Annotated in this window: 22 protein-coding genes; 14 read left to right on the top strand and 8 right to left on the bottom strand. The window is 64.5% G+C overall.

Translation table 11 applies throughout. From position 1 onward, the window contains the following. Positions 1-43 precede the first annotated feature (43 nt). Complete coding sequence (locus HQR01_RS06810) at positions 44-1,015, top strand: serine hydrolase (protein ID WP_407644599.1); 972 nt, start codon at positions 44-46, stop codon at positions 1,013-1,015. A gap of 96 nt (positions 1,016-1,111) precedes the next feature. Here HQR01_RS06810 and HQR01_RS06805 read toward each other — a convergent pair whose 3' ends face one another. Further along, positions 1,112-1,360, bottom strand: a complete 249-nt coding sequence (locus HQR01_RS06805; protein ID WP_173213753.1) for a hypothetical protein — start codon at positions 1,358-1,360, stop codon at positions 1,112-1,114. 246 nt (positions 1,361-1,606) lie between these two features. Between HQR01_RS06805 and polA the strand changes: the two genes are divergently transcribed. The 3 genes from polA to HQR01_RS06790 are packed head-to-tail and all read left to right on the top strand — an operon-like array spanning position 1,607 to position 6,847. Then, positions 1,607-4,441 (top strand): DNA polymerase I, encoded by a 2,835-nt coding sequence (gene polA, locus HQR01_RS06800; RefSeq protein ID WP_173213751.1) that lies wholly within the window; start codon positions 1,607-1,609, stop codon positions 4,439-4,441. A gap of 20 nt (positions 4,442-4,461) precedes the next feature. Continuing rightward, positions 4,462-5,718 (top strand): sensor histidine kinase, encoded by a 1,257-nt coding sequence (locus tag HQR01_RS06795; protein WP_173213749.1) that lies wholly within the window; start codon positions 4,462-4,464, stop codon positions 5,716-5,718. 46 nt (positions 5,719-5,764) lie between these two features. Continuing rightward, positions 5,765-6,847 carry a mechanosensitive ion channel family protein gene (locus tag HQR01_RS06790; protein WP_173213747.1) on the top strand — a complete coding sequence of 361 codons (1,083 nt, stop codon included), beginning with the start codon at positions 5,765-5,767 and terminating at the stop codon, positions 6,845-6,847. Between the two features lie 6 nt (positions 6,848-6,853). On the opposite strand, the gene HQR01_RS06785 is transcribed toward HQR01_RS06790, so the two are convergent. Continuing rightward, positions 6,854-9,160, bottom strand: coding sequence for a CDC48 family AAA ATPase (locus HQR01_RS06785; protein ID WP_173213745.1), 2,307 nt, complete (start codon positions 9,158-9,160; stop codon positions 6,854-6,856). 400 nt (positions 9,161-9,560) lie between these two features. On the opposite strand from HQR01_RS06785, the gene HQR01_RS06780 reads away from it, so the two are divergent. Genes HQR01_RS06780 through HQR01_RS06740 form a run of 9 tightly spaced genes read left to right on the top strand, consistent with a single transcriptional unit; the run spans position 9,561 to position 16,385 of the window. Next, complete coding sequence (locus tag HQR01_RS06780; protein WP_173213743.1) at positions 9,561-10,268, top strand: CoA transferase subunit A; 708 nt, start codon at positions 9,561-9,563, stop codon at positions 10,266-10,268. Further along, entirely contained in the window at positions 10,268-10,597 is a 330-nt protein-coding gene (locus HQR01_RS06775; protein WP_173213742.1) for a DUF5076 domain-containing protein, read from the top strand. Before HQR01_RS06780 ends, HQR01_RS06775 begins: the two co-directional genes overlap by 1 nt. 10 nt (positions 10,598-10,607) lie before the next feature. After that, the gene (locus tag HQR01_RS06770) at positions 10,608-11,048 is read left to right on the top strand and encodes a Cif family virulence factor (protein ID WP_173213740.1); all 441 of its coding nucleotides are present in this window, start codon (positions 10,608-10,610) and stop codon (positions 11,046-11,048) included. Continuing rightward, positions 11,045-11,989, top strand: coding sequence for an HAD family acid phosphatase (locus HQR01_RS06765; RefSeq protein WP_173213738.1), 945 nt, complete (start codon positions 11,045-11,047; stop codon positions 11,987-11,989). The genes HQR01_RS06770 and HQR01_RS06765 overlap by 4 nt, the downstream gene beginning before the upstream one ends. Before the next feature lies 1 nt (position 11,990). Continuing rightward, positions 11,991-12,653 (top strand): CoA transferase subunit B, encoded by a 663-nt coding sequence (locus HQR01_RS06760; protein ID WP_173213736.1) that lies wholly within the window; start codon positions 11,991-11,993, stop codon positions 12,651-12,653. Then, positions 12,653-13,330 (top strand): methyltransferase domain-containing protein, encoded by a 678-nt coding sequence (locus HQR01_RS06755; protein ID WP_173213734.1) that lies wholly within the window; start codon positions 12,653-12,655, stop codon positions 13,328-13,330. The genes HQR01_RS06760 and HQR01_RS06755 overlap by 1 nt, the downstream gene beginning before the upstream one ends. A gap of 29 nt (positions 13,331-13,359) precedes the next feature. After that, positions 13,360-14,496, top strand: a complete 1,137-nt coding sequence (locus HQR01_RS06750; RefSeq protein ID WP_173213732.1) for an NAD(P)H-dependent flavin oxidoreductase — start codon at positions 13,360-13,362, stop codon at positions 14,494-14,496. A gap of 39 nt (positions 14,497-14,535) precedes the next feature. Then, the gene (locus HQR01_RS06745) at positions 14,536-15,204 is read left to right on the top strand and encodes a ferritin-like domain-containing protein (RefSeq protein ID WP_173213730.1); all 669 of its coding nucleotides are present in this window, start codon (positions 14,536-14,538) and stop codon (positions 15,202-15,204) included. Positions 15,205-15,245: 41 nt separating this feature from the next. Further along, positions 15,246-16,385 (top strand): CaiB/BaiF CoA transferase family protein, encoded by a 1,140-nt coding sequence (locus HQR01_RS06740; RefSeq protein WP_173213728.1) that lies wholly within the window; start codon positions 15,246-15,248, stop codon positions 16,383-16,385. On the opposite strand, the gene metK is transcribed toward HQR01_RS06740, so the two are convergent. The 6 genes from metK to hisS all read right to left on the bottom strand — a co-directional run bounded on the left by metK (position 16,382) and on the right by hisS (position 23,288). After that, complete coding sequence (gene metK / locus HQR01_RS06735) at positions 16,382-17,620, bottom strand: methionine adenosyltransferase (RefSeq protein ID WP_173213726.1); 1,239 nt, start codon at positions 17,618-17,620, stop codon at positions 16,382-16,384. The genes HQR01_RS06740 and metK overlap by 4 nt on opposite strands. A gap of 30 nt (positions 17,621-17,650) precedes the next feature. Beyond that, positions 17,651-19,246: an apolipoprotein N-acyltransferase gene (lnt, locus tag HQR01_RS06730; RefSeq protein WP_173213724.1), complete on the bottom strand. Its 1,596-nt coding sequence runs from the start codon at positions 19,244-19,246 to the stop codon at positions 17,651-17,653. A gap of 43 nt (positions 19,247-19,289) precedes the next feature. Next, positions 19,290-19,928 carry a DUF4167 domain-containing protein gene (locus HQR01_RS06725; RefSeq protein WP_173213722.1) on the bottom strand — a complete coding sequence of 213 codons (639 nt, stop codon included), beginning with the start codon at positions 19,926-19,928 and terminating at the stop codon, positions 19,290-19,292. A 234-nt stretch (positions 19,929-20,162) separates the two neighbouring features. Further along, a complete protein-coding gene (prmC, locus tag HQR01_RS06720; RefSeq protein WP_407644598.1) occupies positions 20,163-20,990 on the bottom strand; it encodes a peptide chain release factor N(5)-glutamine methyltransferase in 828 nt (275 codons plus the stop codon). Continuing rightward, complete coding sequence (gene prfA, locus HQR01_RS06715) at positions 20,983-22,050, bottom strand: peptide chain release factor 1 (protein ID WP_173213719.1); 1,068 nt, start codon at positions 22,048-22,050, stop codon at positions 20,983-20,985. Before prfA ends, prmC begins: the two co-directional genes overlap by 8 nt. A gap of 2 nt (positions 22,051-22,052) precedes the next feature. Continuing rightward, on the bottom strand, positions 22,053-23,288 hold the full coding sequence (hisS, locus tag HQR01_RS06710; protein WP_173213717.1) for a histidine--tRNA ligase: 1,236 nt from the start codon (positions 23,286-23,288) through the stop codon (positions 22,053-22,055). Positions 23,289-23,383: 95 nt separating this feature from the next. On the opposite strand from hisS, the gene HQR01_RS06705 reads away from it, so the two are divergent. Beyond that, positions 23,384-25,324 carry a M61 family metallopeptidase gene (locus tag HQR01_RS06705; protein ID WP_173213715.1) on the top strand — a complete coding sequence of 647 codons (1,941 nt, stop codon included), beginning with the start codon at positions 23,384-23,386 and terminating at the stop codon, positions 25,322-25,324. Positions 25,325-25,365: the final 41 nt, after the last annotated feature.

Here is a 25,365-nt window from a genome sequence, read left to right as displayed (position 1 = left end):
AATGCGGACAGGATTTCTCAGGACGGTTCTGGCAGCGGGCGCAATGATGCTGGCAGCGCCCGCAGTCGCGCAGGGTGACGCGCCGTCTTTCGAGAAGACTTTCGACAGTACTCTCGGCACGGAAGTACGCACACCTCAGAATTTCGAAGCACGCTACGACAGCGACCTGGAGCGGCGGATCGCCACTATTGCCGACGGTTCCCGAGGCCGGATCGGCGTGGCAGCGGTCGATCTTTCGACCGGCCGTTATGTAGGCGTCCTGGGCGACCAGCGCTTCCCGATGGCCAGCACCAGCAAGATCGCCATTGCCGCGACCTTCCTTGAAGGAGTGGAAAAGGGCCGCTGGAGCCTGACCAGCGAGTTCCCGCTGTTGGTACCGCAACGGTCCGCCCCCTTTTCGAGCGCTCGGGCCCCGGTCAGCGAAGGCCAGCATTTCCCGGCGATCGACCTGATCGAAATGATGATCACCCGCTCGAACAACGCGGCCACCGATGCGCTGCTGCGGGTGGTGGGGGGACCCCCGAAGGTCAACGACTGGGTCCGCCGCCAGGGCATCACCGAATTCAGCCTGGACCGCGATATCGCCACGTTGGTGCGCGACGATGGCGAGTTCAATCCCGCGAACCACATCGATACGCGCGACAGCGCCACGCCCAAGGCGATGGTCCAGCTGCTGACGGGCCTCTACCAGGGCAAGTTCCTGAGCGATGAAAGCCGCCGCGTACTCCTTGGCGCGATGAGCCGCACGATTACCGGCAAGCGCCGTATTCCGGCCCTGATGCCGGCCGAAGTACGGGTGAGCCACAAGACCGGCTCGCTCAACAACACCTCGAGCGATGTCGGTATCCTCGAGACTGCCGATGGGCGCGCGGTTGCCGTGGCAATCTACGTCACCGGCCAGGGTACCCGGCTCGAGCGCGAAGCACGGATCGCGCAGATCGCCCGCGCGCTGCACGATGGTTATGCTGAGGAAAACCAGCGCAACTGGGCCAGCGCCTCCTACGGCGCACGCTAGGGCGACAAGCTCCACTCGTTAAAGAAAAAGGGCGGCACCATGCGGTGCCNCCCTTTCTTGTTCCGGACCGGATACCCGTCCGAAGCGCAGGTCCGATTACTCGGCGGGCGCTTCTTCGGTCATCGAATCGGTAGCTTCTTCTACCTGGTCGGCGGCGTCTTCAGCGGTTTCGGCGACGGCGTCACCGGTAGCTTCCATGGCGTCGCCAGCGGCGTCGGCATTGGCTTCGGCGTCGGCAGCCATGCTGTCAGCGGTGGCTTCAGCAGCGTCTTCGGTCTTTTCCGAGCAGGCGGCGAGAGCCAGGGCAGCAGCCGAAGCGGCAGCAACGAGAGCGATCTTGCGCATAGGATAGTTCCTTGAACAGCGAGTAAGGGTGCGGGCTTGCGACTTGAAGGCCGCTCGCCCACGCGAGCCCCGGAATCGGGCCTCACAGTGGCTAAATAATGGCCAGATTGTGGCATCGCAAGGAGTTTCGCCCCTTTGTTGGTTCTCACCCACATCATACAGCTGATTTCGCGCAGGATTTTCGATCATGGAAGCATGACCCCAAAAGCGCTCCCCATGCGCGCAAGGCGCTGCTAAGCCGCCCGGATGGCTGTCAAACCGCATCTCTACCTCGTCGACGGGTCCGCCTATATCTTTCGCGCCTATCACCGGCTGCCGCCGCTGACGGACCCCGAAGGTACACCGGTCGGTGCGGTCTATGGCTACACGACGATGCTGTGGAAGCTGGCCGACGACCTCGACAAGGCCGATGGCCCCACGCACCTCGCGGTGATCCTCGACAAGGGCTCCTACAGTTTCCGCAATGACATCTACCCCGAGTACAAGGCCAACCGGCCACCACCGCCAGAGGACCTGCGGCCGCAGTTCCCGCTGATCCGCGACGCGACCCGCGCCTTTAGCTTGCCCTGCATCGAGGAAGAGGGGTTGGAAGCGGACGATCTCATCGCCTCCTACGCCCGCGCTGCACAAAGCCAGGGCTGGAACGTCACCATCGTGTCTTCCGACAAGGACCTGATGCAGCTGGTCGGTGAAGTCGACGGCGCGCGGATCGACATGCTCGACACCATGAAGAGCCAGCGGATCTATCGCGAAGAAGTCGAGGAGAAGTTCGGCGTCCCGCCCGAGCTGGTCGGCGACGTACTCGCCCTGATGGGCGACAGTGTCGACAATATCCCGGGGATCTACGGCATCGGCCCCAAGACGGCTTCGAAACTCATCTCGGAACACGGTTCGCTCACCGCGGCGCTCGATGCAGCGCCCGAGATGAAGAAGTCCAAGCTGCAGGAACGCCTGCTCGAAGGCCGCGATATGGCCGAGCTGAGCCGGGTGCTGGTCACGCTCAAGGAGGATTGCGAACTCCCCGAACCGCTCGACGATTTCAAGCTCGAAGGCGTACCGCCCGAACCGCTCGCCGCCTTCTTGGCCAAGCATGGCTTCACCAGCCTGCTCAAGCGCCTGGGCGCAGGCGCGGGCAGCCCCTCGCGCGCGACCAATCTCAATCCGGCGAAGCAGGAAACGGCGAGCGCCCCGGCGAGTGACGGGGGCAATCGCCAGCCGCTGCCCGAGATGCCGACCGTCGACCGGTCGGCCTATGAATGCGTACAGGAGATAGCACGGCTGGAGCACTGGATCGCCCGGGCGCAGGCGGCGCGACTGGTCGCAGTCGACACCGAAACCAGCAGCCTCGACGCGATCCGCGCGGAGCTGGTCGGGGTCAGTCTCGCGATCGGGCCCAATGACGCCTGCTACATCCCGCTGGGTCACGGCGGGAGCGACATGTTCTCCGACAAGCCGCAACAGATCGACAAGGCCGCCGCACTGGCCGCACTCAAGCCGCTGCTGGAAAGCGACGCGGTGCTCAAGGTCTTCCACAATGGGAAATACGACCTCAACGTGCTCGCCCGGCAAGGCATCATGGTGTCTCCGATCGACGACACCATGGTGATCAGTTTCGATCTCGATGCCGGCCGCGGCCTCGACGGGATCGGTGGCGGGCACGGCATGGATGAACTGGCCGAGCGCCACCTGGGCCACACCTGCATCGCCTTCAAGGACGTCTGCGGAACGGGCAAGAAGGCAATCCCCTTCGGCGAGGTCCCGCTTGGCAAGGCGACCGAATATGCCGCGGAGGACGCCGACGTCACCTGGCGGCTGCACGCACTGCTCAAACCGCGCTTGTCCGAGGAAGGCGGGACGCGGATCTATGAGCGGGTCGACCGCCCGCTGGTCCCGGTGGTGGCACAGATGGAGCGCCACGGCATCCACGTCAATCGCCCGCACCTGGCCAAGCTTTCCGAGGAGTTCGCCAAGGAGACCGCGCGGCTCGAGGGCGAGATCCACCAGCTTGCGGGCGAGCCTTTCACCGTTGGAAGCCCTAAGCAGCTCGGCGATATCCTGTTCGACAAGCTCGGCTACAAGGGTGGGCGCAAGGGCAAGAGCGGGCAGTATTCAACCGACCAGGCAATCCTCGAACGGCTTTCGGGAGAAGGCGCGGTGATCGCCGACAAGGTGCTCGAATGGCGCCAGCTGGCGAAACTCAAGTCGACCTATACCGATGCCCTGCAGGAAGCGATCAATCCCGAAACCAATCGCGTCCACACCAGCTACTCGCTGGTCGGGGCGCAGACCGGGCGCTTGTCCTCGACCGATCCCAACCTGCAGAACATCCCGATCCGGACGGAGATCGGCCGCCAGATTCGCGAGGCCTTTGTCGCGGAGCCGGGTAACGTTCTGCTCGCTGCCGACTATTCGCAGATAGAGCTGCGCCTTGCCGCGCACATGGCCGACGTTCCAAGCCTGAAGGCTGCTTTTGCAGCCGGCGAGGACATCCACGCGCGCACCGCGATGGAGATGTTCGGAACGGTCGATCGCGACACGCGTGGACGCGCCAAGACGATCAATTTCGCCATCCTCTATGGCATTTCGCGCTGGGGTCTTGCCGGACGGCTTGGGGTCACTCCGGAAGAAGCGCAGGCGATGATCGACACCTATTTCCAGCGCTTCCCGGGCATTCAGCACTATATCCATTCGACGCTCGAGAGCGTGCGCGAACGCGGTTATTCGGAAACGCTGTTCGGGCGCAAGACCTGGTTCCCCCGGATCAATTCGAAGAACCCGAACGAGCGCGCAGGGAGCGAGCGCGCGGCGATAAACGCGCCGATCCAGGGCACCAGCGCCGACATCATCAAGCGCGCAATGGCCCGGATGGTCCCGGCGCTGGAACAGGCCGGGCTGGGCCATGTACGGATGCTGCTGCAGGTGCACGACGAATTGGTGTTCGAGCTCCCCGAAGGCGATGTGCCAGCAGCGTCGCCGGTCATCGAGCGCATCATGGCCGAAGCAGCGCGCCCGGCAGTCGAACTTAGCGTCCCATTGGGCGTGGAGATCGGCACGGGGGCGAGCTGGGGAGCGGCGCACTGAAGCGCACCTTCGCCTTTGCCATGCGTCAGCGGCGGCTGCGCTGGGTGAATGTCGCGCTGCTCGCGATCATTGGCGCCGCCATGCTCGCCTTGCTGTTCCTCGTTTACAAGACGGTGGACGCAGAACGCGCGCAACGCGATCAGGCGGAAAAGACGGTCGAAGTGCTTGACCAACTTCGCCGGATTGGACGGGCGACAATCAACGGCGAGACCGGCCAACGCGGCTACCTCATCACGCTCGATCGGCGCTACCTCGAACCGTATCTGGTTGGCCGCGAGCAGATCGGCCCGGCACTCGACAGGCTGCGCGAATTGCTCGGCGAACAGGCCACGCCGCGCCAGTCGGAGCTGATCGACGAGATCGACGTGTTGGCCCGGGCCAAGTTCGACGAGATGGAAGCAAGTGTCGCGCTGCTCGAAAGTGGGCGCCTGCTCGACGCGCGTCGCGCCGTGCTGACCGACGAAGGCGTCGAAACCATGGAACGGCTCAACCGCGCGATGCGCGAGATGGAGCAGATTGAAAACGCAATACTGGGCGAAGCAACGGCGCAGGCAGCACTCGCAGAATCGCGTGTCTTGCCCTTGCTGGGCGGACTGCTGGCAATGCTGGTGCTGGCCATGATCGCCGGCACCGCACTGGTAAGTCGGGCGGCCAGGGCGGAAGCGGAAGCGGCGCAGGCCGCGGCCTTGGCGGAAGCCCGCGATCGCGCCGACCTGCTCGCGCGCGAGCTCAACCATAGGGTCAAGAACCTCTTTGCCGTGGTTCTCGCGATCGTCCAGATGAGCGCGCGCGGCAAGCCCGAGGCAAGGGAGCTGACCGAGAGTATCAGCAACCGCATTCGCGCACTGCTGACCGCGCATGAAGTTACCCAGGGGGAGATAGACCGGCCGGTGGCCGCACTTGCCCAGCTGGTCGAGACCACTCTGGCACCCTATCGTTCGCCCAGCCACACCGCGACGATCGAAGGGCCGGAGGTTTTCCTTCCGGCCAAAAGGGTCACCCCGCTGGGTCTGGTGCTGCACGAACTGACTACCAATGCGGTCAAATATGGCGCTTGGAGTTGCGGTGGGTCGATCGCCGTCGACTGGAAGCGCGAGGGCGACCGGGTCCGGCTGACCTGGAAGGAAGATGGTGCCGAAGTCGTTGGCGAGCCCGGGAACAAGGGTTTCGGAACCATGATGATGGACAGCGCGGCACGCCAGTTCGGTGGAACGGTCACTCGGGAATTCACGCCCGGCGGGCTGATCGTTTGCATCGACCTGCCCACTGCCGATTGAACGGGTGGGTTGAATCGGGCGCCTTGGGGCCATAGGCATGCCAACCATGCTCGAACCTTTCCTGCCGCGCAGCTGGACCATATCGACTTCCGCCCTGATCGAAGTGCTTACGGTACTCGGCGTCGCCATTGCCGGCGCGCTGATCATCCACTGGATCGGCTTTGCCATCCTCAAGCGCCTGGCCACGCAATCGCACACCCCGCTCGACGACGTCGTGATCGCGAAGGTCCGCCGCCCGGTGCGGCTCGCGCTGATCACCTTCGCCGTATCCATCGCAGCGGAGAATGATGCCCTGGTCGGGCGCGAGTGGGATGTGCTGGCCAGCTTCCTGACCCCCGCCGTAGTCGGCTGGGTCGCCTATGCCGCAGTCAAGGGTGTCGCCCTTGGCTTTGCCGAGCAGGTCAATAAGTCTGCCGATCCGGTTGCCGAGCGTGGGCGACTGACCCGTATTGCGGTGCTTTCGCGGACGATCCGCGTAACAATAACGATAATCACCATCTCGCTGATCCTGTTCAACATTCCCGGGGTTCGCGATGTCGGCACGACCATGCTCGCATCGGCGGGCCTGGCCGCCCTGGCTGTGGGTGCCGCCGCCCAGCCGGCACTCAAGTCGATCATCGCCGGGCTGCAGATGGCGCTGACCCAGCCGCTTCGCTTGGGCGACCTAGTCAAGGTCGATGAGCAGACGGGCCGGGTCGAGGAAATCCGCATGAGCTTCGTGACGGTGCGAACCTGGGACGAACGCGTGATCGTGGTGCCGACCAGCCGCTTCCTCGACCAGAGCTTCGAGAACTGGTCGCGGATCAACGAGAAGCTGACCGGCCCGGTGTTCCTTCACCTCGACCCGGACACCGAGATTGGGTCGATTCGCGCGGAATTCGAGCGCTATGTCCGGGAGCACCCGCTGTGGGATGGGCGCAATTTGCAGTTGCTGATGACCGAAGCCTACCCCGAGAGTATCGAGCTGCGCCTGGCGATGAGCGCCAATACCATCGGCGACCTGTTCACCCTGCGCTGCGACGTACGCGAGCATATGCTCGGCTGGCTGCGCAAGGAACAACCCGGCGCGCTGATCCGGCACCGGCTGGAGGTCGAAGCGGCGAACCAGCGAGCCAAGCAGGGCAAATAGCCCCCGCTACTCGTGCTTGGCGGCGCGGGTGCTTTCGACCATTCCTTCGTGCAGGAAGCCGATCGGGTGGACTTCGGCGGCTCGCTTCTTCAGCTCGCCGCGCATCTTCCGGTACTCGCTCTCCATCTCGGGAGTGACCGTTGCGCGGCTGTCCTTGAGCGCCTCTTCGAAATCCGCTGCAGCGACCGTCTTGACCTCACCGCCACCGCGCTGGATCGCGTTGAGACCAGCGCGGCGAACCACGTCTTCGAGGTCTGCGCCCGTAAAGCGTTCGGTCTTCTCCGCAATGTCAGCCAGCTTCACATCTTTCGCGAGCGGCATGTTGGCGGTGTGGATGCCCAGTATCTGTTCGCGCCCCGGCCTATCCGGCGTACCGACATAGACGAGCTCGTCAAACCGGCCCGGGCGCAGCAGCGCCGGGTCGACCAAGGCGGGGCGGTTGGTTGCGCCGATGACCACGACGGACTGGAGCTCCTCCAGCCCGTCCATCTCGGCAAGGATCGTGTTGACCACCCGCCCGGTGACCTGCGGCTCGCCCTGGCCCGATCCGCGCGCGGGCACGAGGCTGTCGATCTCGTCGATGAAGAGGACGCATGGCGCAACCGCGCGGGCGCGCTTGAACATGCGGGCGATCTGCTGCTCGCTCTCACCATACCATTTCGACAGGAGGTCGCTCGACTTCATCGAGATGAAGTTGGCCTCGGCCTCCTTGGCGACGGCCTTGGCAAGCAGGGTCTTGCCCGTCCCCGGAGGGCCATAGAGCAGGAAGCCCTTGGCTGACCGGATGCCCAGGCGATGGAAGGCATCGGGATTCTTGAGTGGCAGCTCGATCCCTTCCTTGAGCGTGGCGATGGCGTCGGGAATGCCGCCGATGTCGCTCCAGCGGACGTTGGGCATCTGCACCATAACCTCGCGCATGGCCGAAGGCTGGATGCGCTTGAGCGCGGCGAGAAAGTCCTCGCGGCTCACATAAAGGTCGTCGAGCACCTCCTGCGGCACGGTGCGCTCGTCAAGATCGAGCCGCGGCATGATCCTGCGGACAGCGTCGATGGCCGCTTCGCGTGCCAATGCGGCGATATCCGCGCCGACGAATCCGTAGGTCGCCCGCGCCAGTTCATCGAGGTCGACCTTGTCGCCCAGCGGCATGCCGCGGGTGTGGATGCCGAGGATTTCGCGACGCCCCTTCTCGTCGGGAACGCCGATGACGATCTCGCGGTCGAAACGGCCGGGGCGGCGCAGCGCCTCGTCGATGGCTTCGGGCCGGTTGGTCGCGGCAATCACCACCAGGTTCGCCCGCGCTTCGAGCCCATCCATCAGCGTCAACAACTGCGCGACAAGGCGCTTCTCCGCCTCGCCCGGCACGCGATCGCGCTTGGGAGCGATCGAATCGATCTCGTCGATGAAAATGATCGCCGGGGCCGACTTGCTTGCCTCCTCGAACACTTCGCGCAGCCGCTTCTCGCTCTCGCCATAACCCGAACCCATGATCTCGGGTCCGTTGATGGTGAAGAAGCTCGCATCGCTCTCATTGGCGACGGCCTGGGCGAGGCGGGTCTTGCCGGTTCCCGGTGGACCGTGGAGCAGCACGCCCTTGGGCGGATCGACACCTAAGCGGGTGAAGAGTTCGGGGTAGCGGAGCGGCAGTTCGACCATTTCGCGCAGCGCCTGGATGGTATCGCCCATCCCGCCGACGTCGTCATAGTTCACTACCGCGCGACCGTCGCGCGGCGGCTCGAATTCGGCGCGCAGCTCGACTTCGGTATCGTCATCGATGTGGACGATACCCTTGGGCACGGTCGAGACGACGCTGAGCCGGATCTGCGTGAGCGCATAGGCGGGTGCATTGAACATGCGACGCACCTCGGGCGGCATGTTCTCGACCGGCTGCTGTCCGGTGGTTGCGACAAGATCGCCAGCCACAATCGGCTTGCGGAAGAAGTTGCGCTTCAGCGCCTGGGCCGGGCCTTGCAGCCGCATTTCGCGTTGCGCCGGTGCAAACACCACGCGGGTGGCCGGGCGCGATTCCGCAGCGGCGATCTTGACGTGCTCGCCCGAGCCGACTTCGGCATTTCCACGCTGGAGCCCGTCGAGGCGGACCACGTCGAGGCTCTGGTCCTCGTCATAGGCGGCCATGGCGACAGCCGCAGTCGAACGCTTGCCGGTGATCTCCACCACATCGCCTTCGGTGATGCCCAGCGCCTGGAAGGCCGAACGCGGCATGCGGGCGATGCCCTGACCGCTCTCTTCCTGCCGCGCCGCCGCAACCTGCAGCCGCACCGTCTTGTCCGCTACTGCCGCGTCCACTTCCGCCATGGGAGATCCAATCCCTTCATCCGTCCAATCAATCGCTTGGCCCTAGCTGGGAACTGGGCCTTGCCGATGCAATGAACGAATAGGCGAGACGGGTCCGGAATCGGCAAGAAAAAAGCCCGGCGGGCGAACCCACCGGGCTTGAAAGTCTTGGGAGAGGATGCCTGAAAGGCAGGTCGAGATATGTTGCCCGGACCCGTATTGTGCAAGTGCGAAAAGGGCAATTTTTGTTGCGTGCGTTGCAACACATACATAGTCGATGTGGTTCAACCTATTGAATTATCACGATCTTGGCAATCACATTGCGGTCACAGTGTTTTGCAATGCAACAAAAACAGGGCATGCCCCGCGGACGCTACGGCATGCGCGTGACAGACGCGCCGCAAGTGGTTAAGTCGCGCCCATGAACAAGCTCTACCCCGATGCCGCCGCCGCCCTCGACGGGCTCCTCAAGGACGACATGCTGATCGCAAGCGGAGGCTTCGGCCTTTGCGGGATCCCCGAAAGGCTGCTCGTCGCAATCCGCGATTCGGGTGTGAAAGGACTGACCTTCGCCAGCAACAATGCCGGGATCGATGGCGAGGGCATCGGGATGCTGCTGCGTACGCACCAGGTGAAGAAGATGATCTCGTCCTACGTCGGCGAGAACAAGGAGTTCGAACGGCAATTCCTCTCGGGCGAGCTCGAGGTGGAATTCTGCCCGCAGGGCACGCTGGCCGAACGAATGCGCGCGGGCGGCGCCGGCATTCCCGGCTTCTACACCAAGACCGGCGTTGGGACGCAGGTGGCCGAGGGCAAGGAAGTGAAGGTCTTCGACGGAGAGGAATATATCCTCGAACGCGGCATCTTCGCCGATCTCGCCATCGTCAAGGCGTGGAAGGCCGACGAAACCGGCAACCTCGTGTTCCGCAAGACCGCCCGCAACTTCAACCAGCCCGCCGCGACCTGCGGCAAGGTCTGCGTGGTCGAGGTCGAAGAGATAGTGCCCGTCGGCAGCCTCGATCCGGACTGTATCCACCTGCCCGGCGTCTATGTGCAGCGCATGATCGTTGGCGCCCCCTACGACAAGAAGATCGAGTTCGTCACTACGCGCGAAAGAGAGGTGGCGTGATGTTCGGCAGGAAGAAGGCCTGGCCAGGAGAGTTAGACGTCTCCGACTTCGGCTTCCTCGCGAAGTCCACCGAGTTTGCCCGGCTCTGGAGCGAAGATGGCGAAAATCTCACGGCGATAATCGAACCTCGCGGCATCGGGGCAGATCCATTCCTGTTTGGTATGGCGCTGGTCGATGCTGCGCGCCACGGCGCCAAGGCCTATGCACAGGCGGTCGGCATATCCGAGAAACAAGCCTTGGCGAGGATCTGGGAAGGTTTCGACGCGGAGCGATCATACCCCACCGATACGCCACGGCAGATCGACCCCGAAACCGGCTCGATCGCGTGAGCGCAATGCAATGAGCGAAGAGACGGAGATTTGTCGCATAGTCGACGCAGTCTACGCGGCGATTTCCGGCCCCGCCGGGCAGGGGCGTGATTGGGATGCGATGCGCGCACTCTATCTGCCGCATGCACGGCTGACCGCCATTCGCGCCGATGGCATCGAGAGCTGTACGCTCGAGGAATACATCGCCGCCAAGCGCGACTTCCTCGTCGCCAATGGTTTCAGCGAAGGCACGCTGGTCAATCGGGTGCTCGTCTATGGCGGGATTGCCCATGTATGGTCGTCCTATTCGGGGAACTGGACCGAGCCCGATGGCACCACCGGCGGCACGCGAGGGATCAATTCATTCCAGCTCATGCGGCAGGCGGACGGCAGCTGGCGCGTGCTCTCGCTGCTGTGGCAGGTCGAGCAACCCGATATTCCCCTGCCCGCCGATATGGAGGCTTCCCGATGAGGTTTACCGGCACCAGTGTCCTTGCAGCCCTGGCCCTGGCGGGTTGCGCAACTGCGCCCAGCGAGGTGGCCAGTGCACCAGCGCCCGTCGCCGCGCCCGCCCCGATGGGCGGCAAAGCGCCTGCCCCCGATCCCATGCGCTGGACCTATGGTTCAGGCGAGGCTGCGGCCGCGTCGATCCAGGCTTGGCGCCTGATCGCCGACTACACCATCTCCGTATCGCGCCAGCGCAGGCTGCCGCAGTCGGTTCCGCTCGGCCTTCCCGATACGCCCGGAGGCCTCGGCACACCAAGCTGCCAGCGCGAGGACGGGACGCAGAAGCCCTTCGCCGCGGTGTTCGACGTCGACGAGACGGTCATCCTCAATCGCGGCTACGAATACTGGCTGTCCCTCGGCAACGACTTCACGCCGGAAGCCTTCATGAAGTGGGCCAATGAGGGCGCGGCCTATGCGGTACCGGTCCCTGGCGCTGTCACTGGCATTCGCCGCCTGCGCGAAGCGGGGATTGCGGTGCTTTTCAATACCAACCGCCCAAGCGCGACCGCTGCAGGCACGATTGCCGCTATCGAGAAAGCCGGAGTTGGCCCGGCGGTGCACGGCGAAACGCTGTACCTGTCTGGCGACGATGCCCTGGGCGGGAACAAGGACGGCCGCCGCAAGATCATTTCGGACAGCTATTGCGTGATCGCGCTGGGCGGCGACAACCTTGGCGATTTTGCCGAGCTGCTCAACGACAGGACGCTCAGCGTGCAGCAACGTCGCGAGCTCGCCGCGCGCGGCGATATCGCGCAGCTGTGGGGCAATGGCTGGTTCCTGATCCCCAACGCGGCCTATGGCTTCTGGCAGAAGGGAACGATCGATGACGTGTTCCCGCCCGACGCCCGCTGGACACCCGACACCCTGGTGCGCACCGCGCCCGACATCATGAACGAAGGCAAGTAAGATGACCGATACCGCGACCCGCACCGGCTGGGACCGCAACCAGATGGCCGCCCGCGCGGCGCGCGAATTGAAGGATGGGTATTACGTCAACCTCGGGATCGGCATCCCGACGCTGGTCGCGAACCATATCCCCGAAGGCATGCATGTGACGCTGCAGAGCGAGAACGGCATGCTGGGCATCGGCCCTTTCCCCTATGCGGACGAGGTCGACGCGGACCTGATCAACGCAGGCAAGCAGACCATCAGCGAACTGCCGCACAGCGCCTATTTCGACAGCGCGGCGAGCTTTGCCATGATCCGCGGCGGGCACATCGACCTGACCGTGCTGGGTGCGATGGAGGTGGCCGAGAACGGGGACATCGCCAACTGGATGATCCCGGGCAAGATGATCAAGGGCATGGGCGGCGCAATGGATCTCGTCGCGGGCGTGAAGAAGATCATCGTGGTGATGGAACACAATGCCAAGGACGGCAGCCCCAAGTTCATCCCGGCCTGCACGCTGCCGCTGACCGGCAAGAACGTGGTCGATATGATCATCACCGACATCGCTGTGTTCCAGCGACCCGATCACGACAGCCCGTTCAAGCTGATCGAGATGGCCCCCGGCATCACCGCAGACGAAATCGCGGCAAGAACCACGGCAAACTACGAAGTCGCAATCTAGTGGCAAAGCATGGGCAGCTCGACCGGCTACCCGGTGGCATCGAGACTGCCTTGCCGGAAGCCGAGCGCGGCGCGGAGTACGACCGGCTCGCAAAGGCTTACGATCTGGTAGTCGGCAATCCGATATACAATCGGATTGTCTGGGGATGCCCGAAGCGGGCTTATGACGCCGCCGCACGGCGAATGCTCGACAGAACCGACGGCCCCCTGCTCGATTTCGGGTGCGGATCGCTGGTTTTCACCGCCAATGCCTATCGCGGACACGAACAGCGCCTGGTGCTGTTCGATCGCTCGCTGGGCATGCTGGAGCGCGCCCAGGGGCGCCTTCCCGGCGCACGCTTCATACAGGGCGATGCCTTTGCCCCGCCCTTTGCGCCGGCCAGCTTCGCCGGAGCGATGGGGTGGGGAATGCTGCATGTATTTGGCAGCAAGTCGGGCTACCTCGCCCAGCTTCGCGACCTCGTCAGCCCGGGCGCACCCGTGGCGCTTGGCACGCTGACACTGGCCGGACGCAACCCCGGCGATTTCATGCTGCGCCAGCTCTACAAGCAAGGCGAGGCCGCCGAGCCGGAAACGCGCGACGATGTGATCGCCGCATTCGAAAGGCACTTCACCCTCGAAGCTGCCGAACCATGCGGCAATATGCTGTTCCTTTCGGGTCGAAGGCCCGATAGCTAACATCAGTGATCAGGAGAGAGGAAACACCGATGCCGATGAATCGCGTTTGCGAACTGACCGGGGCCGAATTCCCGCTATTCGCCTTCAGCCACTGCCGCGACGTGGTCGCCGCGGTCAGCAAGGCGGGTGGCTTCGGCGTGCTCGGCGCGACGCGGTTCAGCCCCGAACAACTCGAAGAAGAGCTCGCCTGGATCGACGTGCATGTCGATGGTGCCCCTTACGGCGTCGACGTGCTCGTCCCCGAAGTGATCGACCCACGCGTGCGCGAACTGGCCGACAACCGCAGCCGTGCCGCCGCGATCGACCCGGCCTACCAGGGTTTCGTCAACGAGGTGCTGGGCAATTACGGCATCGCGCCCGAGGCGCAGATGCCGATCCTCAGGGAACGCATGGGGATAACGCCCGAAAACGGTCTCGCGCTGATGGAGGTCGCCTTCCGCCACCCGATCAAGCTTATCGCCAACGCACTCGGCATCGCCCCGCCCGACATGATCGCCGAAGGCAAGAAGCGCGGCGTGCCGGTGGCGGCGCTGGTCGGGGCCAAGGAACACGCGATCCGCCAGGCCGAGGCCGGGGTCGACATCATCGTTGCGCAAGGCACCGAGGCAGGCGGGCACTGCGGCGAGGTTTCGACCCTGGTGCTGATCCCCGAAGTCGTCCGCGCACTCGACCGTGCCGGACACCAGATTCCCGTGCTCGCAGCGGGCGGGATCATGACCGGCGGGCAGATGGCCGGGATGATGGCGGCCGGCGCGCAAGGCGCCTGGACCGGGTCGATCTGGCTGGCCACGCCCGAGGCCGAGACCTCCGAAGCCTTCCGCGAGAAGATGGTCGCCGCGCGCAGCCGCGACACGGTCCGTTCGAAAAGCCGTACCGGCAAGCCCGCGCGCCAGCTCAAGACCGCCTGGCACGATGCCTGGGATGCGCCCGATGGGCCCGGCACGCTGCCCATGCCGCTGATGGGCATGGTCTCCGAACCCGCCTTTGCGCGGATCGAGCGCGAGGCTGCCGCGGGCAATGACGGAGCCCGAGAGCTGGTGAGCTATTTCGTCGGCCAGGGCGTCGGGCTGGTCGAACAGGTGCGCTCGAGTCGCCAGGTCGTGCAGGATTTCCGCGAGGAATTCATCGAGGCAGTGTCGGGACTTTCGGGCCTGCTCGCCGAATAAGGCTTCGCGCCGACTCGCGATCCATGCGACACTAGTCGCATGGGTTTGCAGGCTGCCTTTCGTAACCGGTTTCTCGACGTGCTCGGGTCGATATACATCTACAACGAGCACCGGGGATACACCTCGCTCGATCGCGTGCTCGAGGCGGTGCGGGCGCGCTGCCCCGACGATGCGGAGTTCATTGCCGCGGTTGAAAAGCACCGCGCCGACGAGGAAAAGCACTATCGCATGTTCCGCCGCTGGTTCGAACTGCAGGGCAAGATGCCGCTCAAGGTCGACCGCACCTGCGGGCATATCGACCATTTCATCGAGACCGTGTTTGGCTGCACCATCGACGAACTCGACACGCAGGCGATCGTCGCCAACGGCGAGGAATTCGAGAAACTCTGTCGGGTGATCATGATCACCGAACAGCGCGGCATGGACCAGGTCGAGGTGTTGCTGAAGAACCGCCATATCCTCTCAGACAAGGGCCTCAAGCGCATCTTCGAGGTGGTGGAGAAGGACGAACCGAGCCACTGGATGCCTTATGACAGCTGGCTGCGGGCGCATGGCCGCCGCCCCAAGCCGCGCTGGCGCGAGAAGTGGACCGACTATTGGATCCACAAGTCGCTGATGCTGGCCAAGCTGCCCGCGGTCTTCCTTAACCGCAGCAACCCAAGGTTGGTGCGTTGGCCCGACGAAGACCCCAACGCTTACGCCATCTGAACGCTTGACCGGGACGATCCGGAAGCGCAGCAGCGCTGCCCATGTGGCTCGATAACCCGCGCAACCCCAAGGCCCCTCTCGCCGGACTGAAAGTCCTCGAACTTGCCCGCGTGTTGGCCGGCCCCTGGGCGGGCCAGATCCTCGCCGACCTCGGCGCGGACGTGATCAAGGTCGAAAGCCCCGATGGCGATGGGACCCGCAAGTGGGGCCCGCCCTGGATCGAGCGCGAAGACGGTGCGCGCGAGGCAGCCTATTATCATGGCACCAATCGCGGAAAGCGCGGCATCGTCGCGGACTTCAAGAATCCCGACGACCTCGCGCGCGTCCGGGCCCTTGCCGAAAGCGCCGACGTGGTGCTGGAGAACTTCAAGACCGGCACGCTGGCGAAGTTCGGGCTCGACTACGAAGTGCTTTCGGAAGCCAATCCCGGGCTCGTCTATTGCTCGATCACCGGTTTCGGCCAGACCGGCCCGCGCGCGCATGAGGCGGGTTACGACTTCGTCATCCAGGGCATGAGCGGCTTCATGGCGCTGACGGGCGAGCCGCAAGGGCAGCCGATGAAAATGGGCGTCTCGATTTCCGACTTGGCCTGCGGGCTTTACGCAGTGATCGGAATCCAGGCCGCGCTGGCCATGCGGGAGCGGACCGGGCGCGGCCAGCATGTCGACATGGCGCTGCTCGACTGCTCGGTCGGCCTGCTCGCCAGCCAGGCGATGCACTACCTGACGACCGGCACCAATCCGCCGCGCATGGGCAACGAACATGCACAGGTCAGCGCCTATGGCGTATTCCCGGTGGCCGATGGCGAAGTGGTGCTGGCGCCCGCCAATGACGGCCTGTTCCGGCGATTGCTGTCATTGCTCGGTCGCGAGGACCTGCTCGGTGACGAGCGCTTTACCAGCAACGAGGGACGCCTCGCCAATCGGGCCGCACTCGATGCCTTGATCGCGGGTGAGACCGCCAAGTGGCAGAAGGAAGAGCTGCTGGCCGAATGCGGCGACGCTGGCATCCCGGCCGGGCCGATCAACGCGATCGATCAGGTCTTCGCCGACCGCCAGGTCATCGCACGGGGGATGCAGATCGAACTCGACGGCATCCCCGGCGTGCGCAGCCCCTTCACCTTTTCCGATGCCGAGCTCGCGCTCGATCGGCCGAGCCCGCGCAAGGGGCAGGACTCCTAGGCGAAAGCGGCCTTCAGGTCGGCGACGAGATCGGTTCGTTCCCACGGGAAATAGTCGCCATCGGCCTGCCTCCCGAAATGGCCATAGGCAGCGGTCGGGCGATAGATCGGCTTGTTGAGGCCCAAGTGCGTGCGGATGCCGCGCGGGGTCAGGCCGCCAAGCTTGTCGATACCGCGGATTGCCTCTTCGAGCCCTTCGTCGGTTACCCCTTCCGCACTGGTGCCGTGCGTGTCGACGTAGAGCGAAAGCGGCTTCGATACGCCGATCGCATAGCTCAACTGGATGGTGCAGCGCTTCGCGAGACCCGCTGCGACGATGTTCTTGGCAAGGTAGCGGGTGATGTAGGCAGCCGAGCGATCGACCTTTGTTGGGTCCTTGCCGCTGAAGGCGCCGCCGCCATGCGGGGCCGCTCCACCATAGGTATCGACGATGATCTTGCGGCCGGTCAGCCCTGCGTCGCCATCGGGCCCGCCAATCTCGAAGGCGCCCGTCGGGTTGATGTGCCATTCGGTCGCATCGGTAATCCAGCCATCGGGCAGAATTTCGTCGACCACCCGCTTAATATAGTTCTTGAGCTCGGCTTCCTTCTCGCCCTCGTCATAGCCAGGCGCATGCTGGGTCGAAACGACCACCGCGGTGCATTCGACCGGGCGTCCGTTTTCGTAGCGCAATGTCACCTGGCTCTTGGCGTCGGGCTCGAGGAAGGGTGCCGCACCGCTCTTGCGGTCTGCGGCGAGCCGCTCGAGGATCTTGTGCGAATAGTCGATCGTCGCCGGCATCAGGTCGGGCGTCTCGTCGCAGGCGAAGCCGAACATGATGCCCTGGTCGCCGGCACCTTCGTCCTTGTTGCCGCTGGCATCGACCCCCTGCGCAATATGCGCGCTCTGGCCGTGGAGGTGGTTCTCGAAGGTCAGGGTCTGCCAGTGGAAGCCGTCCTGCTCATAGCCGATCTCACGGACCGTCCGACGCACCGCCTTCTCGATCTCTTCCTTGGCGCCGGGGGCCCAGCCGCCATTCTCGGCCCAGTTGGGGTTCTTGGCGTCGTACATCGGGGCACAGCGGATTTCGCCCGAAAGGATCACGCGCTGGGTCGTGGTCATGGTTTCGCAGGCGACACGCGCCTCGGGGTCCTGCGCCAACATCAGGTCGACGATCGCGTCGCTGATCTGGTCGGAAACCTTGTCGGGATGACCCTCCGAGACGCTTTCGGAGGTAAACAAGTAGTTGGTGCGCATGCAGCTATAGATCCCGATATAAAGAAGTCTTTATGTGCTACGCGGGCGGTAGCCTCCCGCCCGCCGGATGGCAACCAGCGAAAGCGCGAGCAGCAGCAAACCCCAGGCCAGCGTCAACCAATGCCCGAGCTGCGCAAACAGCGTCGGCGGCGCGGCCGGCGGTACCAGCGTATCGATGCGGCCCGCGACCTGCCGGTCGATATGTTCGCGCACCACGCCCCGCGCATCGATGACCGCACTGATGCCGGTGGTGGTCGACCGCAACACGGGTAGCCCTTCTTCAGCGGCCCGCATGCGCGCCTGGCCGAGGTGCTGCGGCGGCCCCCAAGATCCGAACCAGCCATCGTTCGAAGGATTGAAGATGTAGTCGGGGCGTTCGCCTGGATCGACCACTTCGCCCGAGAAGACGATCTCGTAACAGATCTGCATCCCCGCCTTGCCGTAATCGCCAAGATTCAGGGTTTGCGGGCCGGGGCCGGGGATGAATTCGATCGAACCTGCCACCAGCCGCGAAAGACCGAGCGGCTCGAGCAGCCAACCGAGCGGGAGATATTCGCCATAGGGGACGAGGTGGGCCTTGGAATAGCGCGGGCCAAGATTGCCTGCCGGGTCGATCCAGGTAATCGCATTGTAGGCCCCCACGGCCCTGCGCATGCCGTCGACATCGCCGATCTCGAGATCGACCACGCCGGTCAGCAGCAGTCCGCCGCTGCCGAGCACGCTGCCGATCCTGCGCCTGGCGAAGACCGGATCGCCGGCGGCGGTCATCTGGTTGTAGTAGCGCTGCGGATAGCCTTCGCGCAGGTAGTCGGGCACCCCGCTTTCCGGCCACAGGACCAGCCGATGGCTGAGCGGGGTCAGCGGCATGCTCAATTGCGCCAGGTTCTGGAACTGGCCCTCGAACTTGGTCGGATCGACGATCTCTTCCTGCTTGAGATTGGGCTGCACCAGGGTGAGCGGAAGCACGCCCTCATCGGGCCGGGCAGCGGGCCAGTACATGCCAACTGCAAGCAGGACTGTGAGACTGCCGAGAGGCAGCCAGTTGCGCTGTACGACCAGCCAAGCAGCAAACCCGGCAAGCGTGACCGCGATGCCCGAAAGCGCATAGGTCCCGATGAAGGGGAGAAGAATGCCCCAACCCGGTCGATCCCATTCCCCCAGCAGGATCAGCGAGAACGGACCCCAGCCGTATCCGGTAAAGACCCAGCTGCGCAGCCATTCGGCAAGGACCCAGCTTGCCCCCAACGACAGGGCAAAGGCTGGCATGGGGCCGCGGCGTGTGATCGACCAGGCGAGCAGCGCCGCAATCGCGGGGTAGACCGCGAGGTAGAGCGAGACCAACGGCACAGCGACCCAACCGAGAACGGCGGGCATTTCCGCCTGATAGGTAAAGGCCGTCGCGATCCAGTTGTTCACCAAGGTGAAATGGGCGACCCCGAACAACCAGCCGCGCAGGAAGACTTCCTTGCGCGTGGGACTTTCGGCGATGAGCAGCGCAAAGGCACCCATCCCAACGATTGCCAGCGGCCACAGATGGAGCGGTGGAAGACCGAGCGCGACCAAGGCGCCCAGCGCCAGTGCGGTCCATCGGGGGTGGCGGCGGGCGAAGCCGAGGGTCACATCCATCGGCTTCGCCCAATAGGGTTTTGGTTCAGCCAATCAAGCGTGATCAGGCCACGCTGGCTTCTTCGTCTTCTTCCTGCTTGCGCCGACGCCGACGCGGAGCGGGCTTTTCAGCCGCATCATCATCGTTCGAGCTGAGGGACGGCGGCAGCACCGCTGCATCGATCTCGCCGTCCTTGCCACCGGTGCCTTCCTCATCACGACGAGACTTGCGCGGGGCGCGGCGCTTGCGCGGCTCTTCCTCGCGGCGGGTGAAGGGATTCTCGGGCGGCTCATATGCGCCGCCATCGCTGTCTTCACCCTGCGGTTCGTCGTTACGGTCGGCGTCGCGATCGTCGCGGCGGCCGCGCTCGCGGCGGTTGTTCTGGCTGCGGCGGCGATCCTCGCCGTCCTCATCCTCGTCCTCGTCCTGATCGCGCTCGTCAAAGCGCTTGCCCCGGGCTTCGTCCTGGCGCGCCTTGTTGTCGGCAATCACGCGGAAATAATGGTCGGCGAACTGCAGGTAGTATTCCATCTGCACCCGGTCGCCGTTGTGTTGCGCGTCCTGGGCGAGCTTCTTGTACTTGTCGAGCAGCTGCGGCGCATTGCCCCGCGCACGGCTATCGATGCGGTTGGCATTGTTGCCACCGCCCTGGCTGCGATTGTTACCGCGTCCGCGACGACGGTTATTGCGATTGTTGTTCAAGGGTAGCTGGTCCTCATCAAATTCGCGGCACGAACCCATCGGTTCGCACTGGCCGCGTGACCCCTTGCGCGCCCGCGCTTGTCGCGGATCGCGTGCCCCAGTCTGTGCATGGTATACGAGGCTTGTGGCCGCGCACCGGAACTGCAAATGTCGGAGCTAGACCCCTGGGACGAACGTGTCGCGCACCACTGGCCTACGGCCAGAGGTAGAGGGTCGAATCGGCTTTGCCAAGCCTTATCTGAGAATCAGTGCACGAGGCCGCTCACCAAGGTCTCGGCGAAGCTCCACAGCGAACCCCGATTCGCGGGCGATGGCGGACACCGACTCCGCCTGATTCGCACCGATTTCGAGGACCGCGACGCCTCCCGGCAAAAGAAGCTTGCCAAGCTGCGGGACGATTGCGCGATAGTCGTCAAGCCCTTCCGGTCCCGCAAACAGGGCAGTTCCCGGTTCATAATCGCGGACGTCGGGCTCGAGCTGGGCATCATCCTCGACATAGGGGGGGTTACACAGGACCAGGTCGAACCGGCCAAGCTCGTCGGTCCAGCCTTTCTCATGCCACGAGGCAAGTCGAAAGCCTGCCCTGCCCACCAGTCTCAGCCGCTCGGCATTGACCTGCGCCACTGCCAGCGCGCCGGGCGAAGCATCGATCCCGATGCCCCGCGCTTGCTGACACTCATGCAGGAAAGCCAGCAACAAGGCCCCGGTACCGGTCCCCATGTCGAGCACTCGCGCCGCATCGGGGGCCGCCTCCAGGGCAGCCAGCACCACCGTTTCACTATCGCCACGCGGGATCAGCGTATCGGGGGTCACCGTGAAATCGAGACCGAAGAACTCCTGCATCCCGACGATGTGGGCCACCGGTTCTTTCTTCGCGCGACGCTCGACGAGGGGCAGGAACCCTTCGGGGGCGGCATCGCGCATATGCTTCAACAGCAGGTCCGAGCGCGAGACGCCCAGCGCATGCGCCATCAGCAACTCGGCATCGAGCCGGGCCGTGTCGCTCGAAGTCGAGAGCCGCTCGCTTGCCCTGCGCAGCGCCCCGGCGACGGTATCAGTCACTGAGCGCCGCGAGCCGCTTGGCCTCATCCTCGGCGATCAACGCGTCGATGAGCTCGGCGAGGCCCGGTCCCGCGAGGATTTCGGGCAGCTTGTGCAGGGTCAGGCCGATGCGATGATCGGTCACGCGGCCCTGCGGGAAGTTGTAGGTGCGGATACGCTCCGAGCGGTCGCCGCTGCCGACCATCGCCCTGCGTGCCTCGGCCTCGGCGCCCTGCGTCGCTTCGCGCTGCGCTTCGTAGAGCCGCGCACGAAGCACCTGCATCGCCTTCTCGCGGTTCTTGTGCTGGCTGCGCGCGTCCTGGCAGGTAACCACCGTATTGGTCGGCAGATGCGTGATGCGCACCGCGCTGTCGGTGGTGTTGACGTGCTGCCCGCCGGCGCCGCTGGCGCGATAGACGTCGATCTTGAGGTCGCCCGGATCGATCTGCACATCGACCTCGTCGGGTTCGGGCAGGACCGCTACGGTCGCGGCGCTGGTGTGGATGCGTCCGCCGCTTTCGGTTTCGGGCACGCGCTGGACGCGGTGGACGCCACTCTCGAACTTGAGCTTGGCGAAGACCCCGTTGCCGGTGACGGCGGCGACGATTTCCTTGAAGCCGCCGACTTCGGAAGCGTTCATGCTCACCGGCTCGACCTTCCACCCCTGTTCGGCGGCGAAACGTTCGTACATGCGATAGAGATCGCCCGCGAACAGCGCCGCCTCGTCCCCACCGGTGCCGGCGCGGATTTCGAGCATGGCGGGACGGCTGTCAGCCGCATCGCGCGGAAGCATGGCGATGGCCAGCTCACGCTCGGCCTCGGGCAGGCGCTGGCGCAGCCGCGCGAGTTCCTCGTCGGCCAGCGCCTTCATCTCCGGATCTTCGACCAGCAGCGCCAGTTCGGCTATCTCATGGCGAATCTCGCGCACTTCACGCGCCACTTTGGCCACCGGCTCAAGCTCGGCATAGTCGCGGCTCGCGCGCACGAAGGCCTCGCCCTCGAGCGTACCCGAGGCCATGCGCGCCTCGAGCTCGGCAAAGCGATGCGTGATCTGGTCAAGGCGTTCGGCGGGTATCGTCATGTTTAGCCGAGCAGGCCTTCGATGTGGCTGCGTGCACCATCATCCGCCTTGATCCGAACATGTTCGACCCCATCGCGAAGCGCGAAGGCAACGATCTTTTCGGCACCGGCCTTAACGGCCTTGTCGAAGCGCTTGCGCGGGCTGCCCGTCGCCACGAGCTCCGCGGAGTGACCCGCCGCCCGGATCCGTCCGATGGCGGCAATCGCGTTGGCGATGAGCTCGTCATCCTCGACCACGACGACGACATCCGCTTTCGGTTCGCCCTTGTCTCCAACCAGCATCGCCAGCCGTTCGATCCCGGCCGCCCAGCCTACCGCCGGTGTGGGGGCGCCACCGAGGCTTTCCATCAACCCGTCGTAGCGACCGCCGCCGAGGATGGTGCTCTGGCTGCCGAGTTTGCCGGCCGCCTCGCTGCCCTCATCGGGAATGAATTCGAAGGCGGTGTGACGATAGTAGTCGAGCCCGCGCACGAGGCTTTCCGCGCGAACCCATTTCACCCCCGCGGCGTCGAGGCCGCTGGTCACCGCATTGAAGAAGGCGCGCGCCTCGTCCGACAGATAGGTGTCGATCTTCGGCGCATCGGCAACGAAGCGCTTGTCGCGCGGATCCTTGCTGTCGAGGATGCGCAGCGGATTTTTCTCAAGCCGCTCCTGCGAATCTTCGCTCAACTCATCCTTCACCGCCCGGAAATGCTCGACCAGCGCCGAGCGCCAGGCATCGCGGCTGTCGCCATCGCCGAGCGTGTTGAGGTGCAATGTCACGCCTTCGATGCCGAGTTCGCGAATGATCTGGTCGGCCATCGCCAGCAATTCGACATCGGCCTGCGGTTCGGCCACGCCGATGATCTCGGCGTCGATCTGGTAGAACTGGCGATAGCGACCCTTCTGCGGCCGTTCGTAGCGGAAGAGCGGGCCATGGGTCGCGAGCTTCAACGGTACATGCTGCTGCCAGCCATTGGTGAGATAGGCGCGCGCGATCCCCGCGGTGAATTCGGGACGCAGCGTCAGGCTCTCTCCACCACGGTCGTCGAAAGAGTACATCTCCTTCGATACGACATCGGTGGTTTCGCCGATGGCACGGCTGAATACCTCGGTCTTTTCGAACACCGGCATCTCGACCCGGCGGAAGCGATAGAGCCTGCGCACGCGTTCGAAGGTCTCGACCACGAAAGCGAAGGCTTCGGCATCGGCACCGAAAATGTCCTGCGTGCCGCGAATGGCTTGGGGAGTCTTGCTCATGTTGGCGCGGCGCTTAGCGCGTTCGGCGGAACGGGGAAAGCCGCTCGTCGAGCCTGCCCTTGCCTCGCAAGGCAGGTTTTCGCATGAGGCGCGCCATGATTATTCGCACCGCGCCGTTCGCACTCGCCGCCACCCTCCTTCTCACCCCCGCTGCCGAAGCCCGTCCCGAAGGCAATTCCGCGCCGATCGCACCACAGCTGCAAGATGCGACCCCGCTGCCGCAAGACACGCCCTGGCCGGGCGGGACGATCCGGCTCGCCATCGATGCCAGCGACACACAGCGCAGAGTCTATCGCGTGACGGAGACCATTCCGGTGACCGCCGATACGCGCGAGCTGGTGTTACTGTTTCCGGAATGGCTGCCCGGCAATCACGCACCGCGCGGGCCGATCGCGCAGCTCTCGAACATCCGCTTTACCGCCGGCGGCAAGCCGCTGAGCTGGAAGCGCGATGCACTCGACGTGTACCGCTTCATCGTGAGCGTCCCTGCCGGAACCCGCGAAGTAGTCGCCAGTTTCGTCCACACCTCGCCGATTACCGGCAGCGAGGGACGCATCACCATGACGCAGGAGATGCTCAACCTGCAGTGGGAGAAGATGAGCCTCTACCCCGCGGGCCATTACACCCGCCGCATCGCGGTGACGCCAAGCGTGACGGTGCCGCAGGGTTGGGAAGTCTTCACCGCACTCGACGGCAAGGCGCGCAAGGGCGACACGCTGAGCTGGGCGACGGTCGATTACGAAACGCTGGTCGATTCGCCGATCTTCGCGGGGAAGTATGCCAAGCAATGGGAGGTGGGCGAGAACGTCCGCCTCGATGCCGTGGCCGATGCGCCCAAATATCTCGCTATCGCGCCGGAGAACCTCGCGCGCTTCGAGAGGCTCGTCGACGAGGCCGACGCGCTGTTCGGTACGCGGCACTTCGATCACTACGACATCCTGCTCGCGATGACCGACCGGATGGGTGGAATCGGGCTCGAACACCATCGTTCGGCGGAGAACCAGTACGAGCCCAATGCGCTGATCAAGTGGGACGAGATGGACTGGGACCACAACGTCGTCAGCCACGAGCTGGTGCATAGCTGGAATGGCAAGTTCCGCCGCCCCGAAGGGCTGTGGACCCCCGACTATAGCACCCCGATGCAGGACGACCTGCTGTGGGTCTATGAGGGGCAGACGCAGTTCTGGGGCTGGATTCTCGCGGCCCGATCGGGCTTGCAGAAGAAGGAAACGATCCTCGGCACGCTTGCACTGGCCGCGGCGAACTATTCCGAAGGCCAGCCGGGCCGGGCCTGGCGCAGCGTTCAGGACACCACCTATGATCCGATCGTCAACGCCCGTCGCCCGCACCCCTACCCTTCGCTCCAGCGCAGCGAGGATTACTATACCGAGGGGGCGCTGACCTGGCTCGAGGCTGATCAGACCATCCGCCAAGGGACTGGCGGCGCCAAGGGGCTCGACGATTTCGCCAAGGCCTTCTTCGGCAAGACTGGCGGTGACTGGGGCCAGCTGACCTATGACTTCGACGAAGTCGTGACGACGCTGAATGCGGTCTACCCCTACGATTGGGCAAATTTCCTCGATACCCGCCTGCGCCAGCCGGGACAGCCGGCGCCAGTGCGCGGCATCGAAATGGCTGGATACCAACTAGTGTGGAAGGAGGAGCCCAATCCCTATCACAAGGGTCGGATGGGCGGCGCCAACTACCTCGACCTGTTCTATTCGCTGGGCATGAACCTCGACAAGGAGGGCAAGGTCGTCAGTACCTTGTGGGACGGCCCCGCCTTCAATGCCGGCATCGTCAACGGCACGCAGGTGGTGGCGGTCGGCAGGATTGCCTATTCGCAGGATGCGATCCGCGATGCGATCATCGCCGCAAAGGCAGAACAGCGCCCGATCGAGCTGCTGGTCAAGCGCGGCGAGCGCTACGATACGATCGCGATCGATTACCACGGGGGCCTGCGGTACCCCTGGCTCGAGGCGAAGGGTAGCGAAGTCCAGGGGCTCGACCGATTGCTGGCGCCAATTTCAGGTTAGAGTGCGGGTTGCGGCCTTGGCGGCACGCCTCTAAGGGCGCC

Source organism: Erythrobacter mangrovi (genome assembly GCF_013260645.1).
In the GTDB taxonomy this organism is placed as follows: Bacteria; Pseudomonadota; Alphaproteobacteria; order Sphingomonadales; family Sphingomonadaceae; genus Qipengyuania; species Qipengyuania mangrovi.
This window is presented reverse-complemented; position numbering and strand designations above follow the sequence as displayed.

Coding starts and splice junctions, on each gene's coding strand:
- HQR01_RS06785 (WP_173213745.1), bottom strand. CDS start 9,160: ATGGCGGAAGTGGACGCGGCAGTAGCGGACAAGACGGTGCGGCTGCAG.
- HQR01_RS06705 (WP_173213715.1), top strand. CDS start 23,384: ATGATTATTCGCACCGCGCCGTTCGCACTCGCCGCCACCCTCCTTCTC.
- HQR01_RS06810 (WP_407644599.1), top strand. CDS start 44: ATGATGCTGGCAGCGCCCGCAGTCGCGCAGGGTGACGCGCCGTCTTTC.
- metK (WP_173213726.1), bottom strand. CDS start 17,620: ATGCGCACCAACTACTTGTTTACCTCCGAAAGCGTCTCGGAGGGTCAT.
- HQR01_RS06805 (WP_173213753.1), bottom strand. CDS start 1,360: ATGCGCAAGATCGCTCTCGTTGCTGCCGCTTCGGCTGCTGCCCTGGCT.
- HQR01_RS06740 (WP_173213728.1), top strand. CDS start 15,246: ATGTGGCTCGATAACCCGCGCAACCCCAAGGCCCCTCTCGCCGGACTG.
- prfA (WP_173213719.1), bottom strand. CDS start 22,050: ATGACGATACCCGCCGAACGCCTTGACCAGATCACGCATCGCTTTGCC.
- HQR01_RS06775 (WP_173213742.1), top strand. CDS start 10,268: ATGTTCGGCAGGAAGAAGGCCTGGCCAGGAGAGTTAGACGTCTCCGAC.
- HQR01_RS06790 (WP_173213747.1), top strand. CDS start 5,765: ATGCTCGAACCTTTCCTGCCGCGCAGCTGGACCATATCGACTTCCGCC.
- HQR01_RS06795 (WP_173213749.1), top strand. CDS start 4,462: ATGCGTCAGCGGCGGCTGCGCTGGGTGAATGTCGCGCTGCTCGCGATC.
- HQR01_RS06745 (WP_173213730.1), top strand. CDS start 14,536: ATGGGTTTGCAGGCTGCCTTTCGTAACCGGTTTCTCGACGTGCTCGGG.
- lnt (WP_173213724.1), bottom strand. CDS start 19,246: ATGGATGTGACCCTCGGCTTCGCCCGCCGCCACCCCCGATGGACCGCA.
- HQR01_RS06780 (WP_173213743.1), top strand. CDS start 9,561: ATGAACAAGCTCTACCCCGATGCCGCCGCCGCCCTCGACGGGCTCCTC.
- HQR01_RS06760 (WP_173213736.1), top strand. CDS start 11,991: ATGACCGATACCGCGACCCGCACCGGCTGGGACCGCAACCAGATGGCC.
- HQR01_RS06765 (WP_173213738.1), top strand. CDS start 11,045: ATGAGGTTTACCGGCACCAGTGTCCTTGCAGCCCTGGCCCTGGCGGGT.
- polA (WP_173213751.1), top strand. CDS start 1,607: ATGGCTGTCAAACCGCATCTCTACCTCGTCGACGGGTCCGCCTATATC.
- HQR01_RS06770 (WP_173213740.1), top strand. CDS start 10,608: ATGAGCGAAGAGACGGAGATTTGTCGCATAGTCGACGCAGTCTACGCG.
- hisS (WP_173213717.1), bottom strand. CDS start 23,288: ATGAGCAAGACTCCCCAAGCCATTCGCGGCACGCAGGACATTTTCGGT.
- HQR01_RS06750 (WP_173213732.1), top strand. CDS start 13,360: ATGCCGATGAATCGCGTTTGCGAACTGACCGGGGCCGAATTCCCGCTA.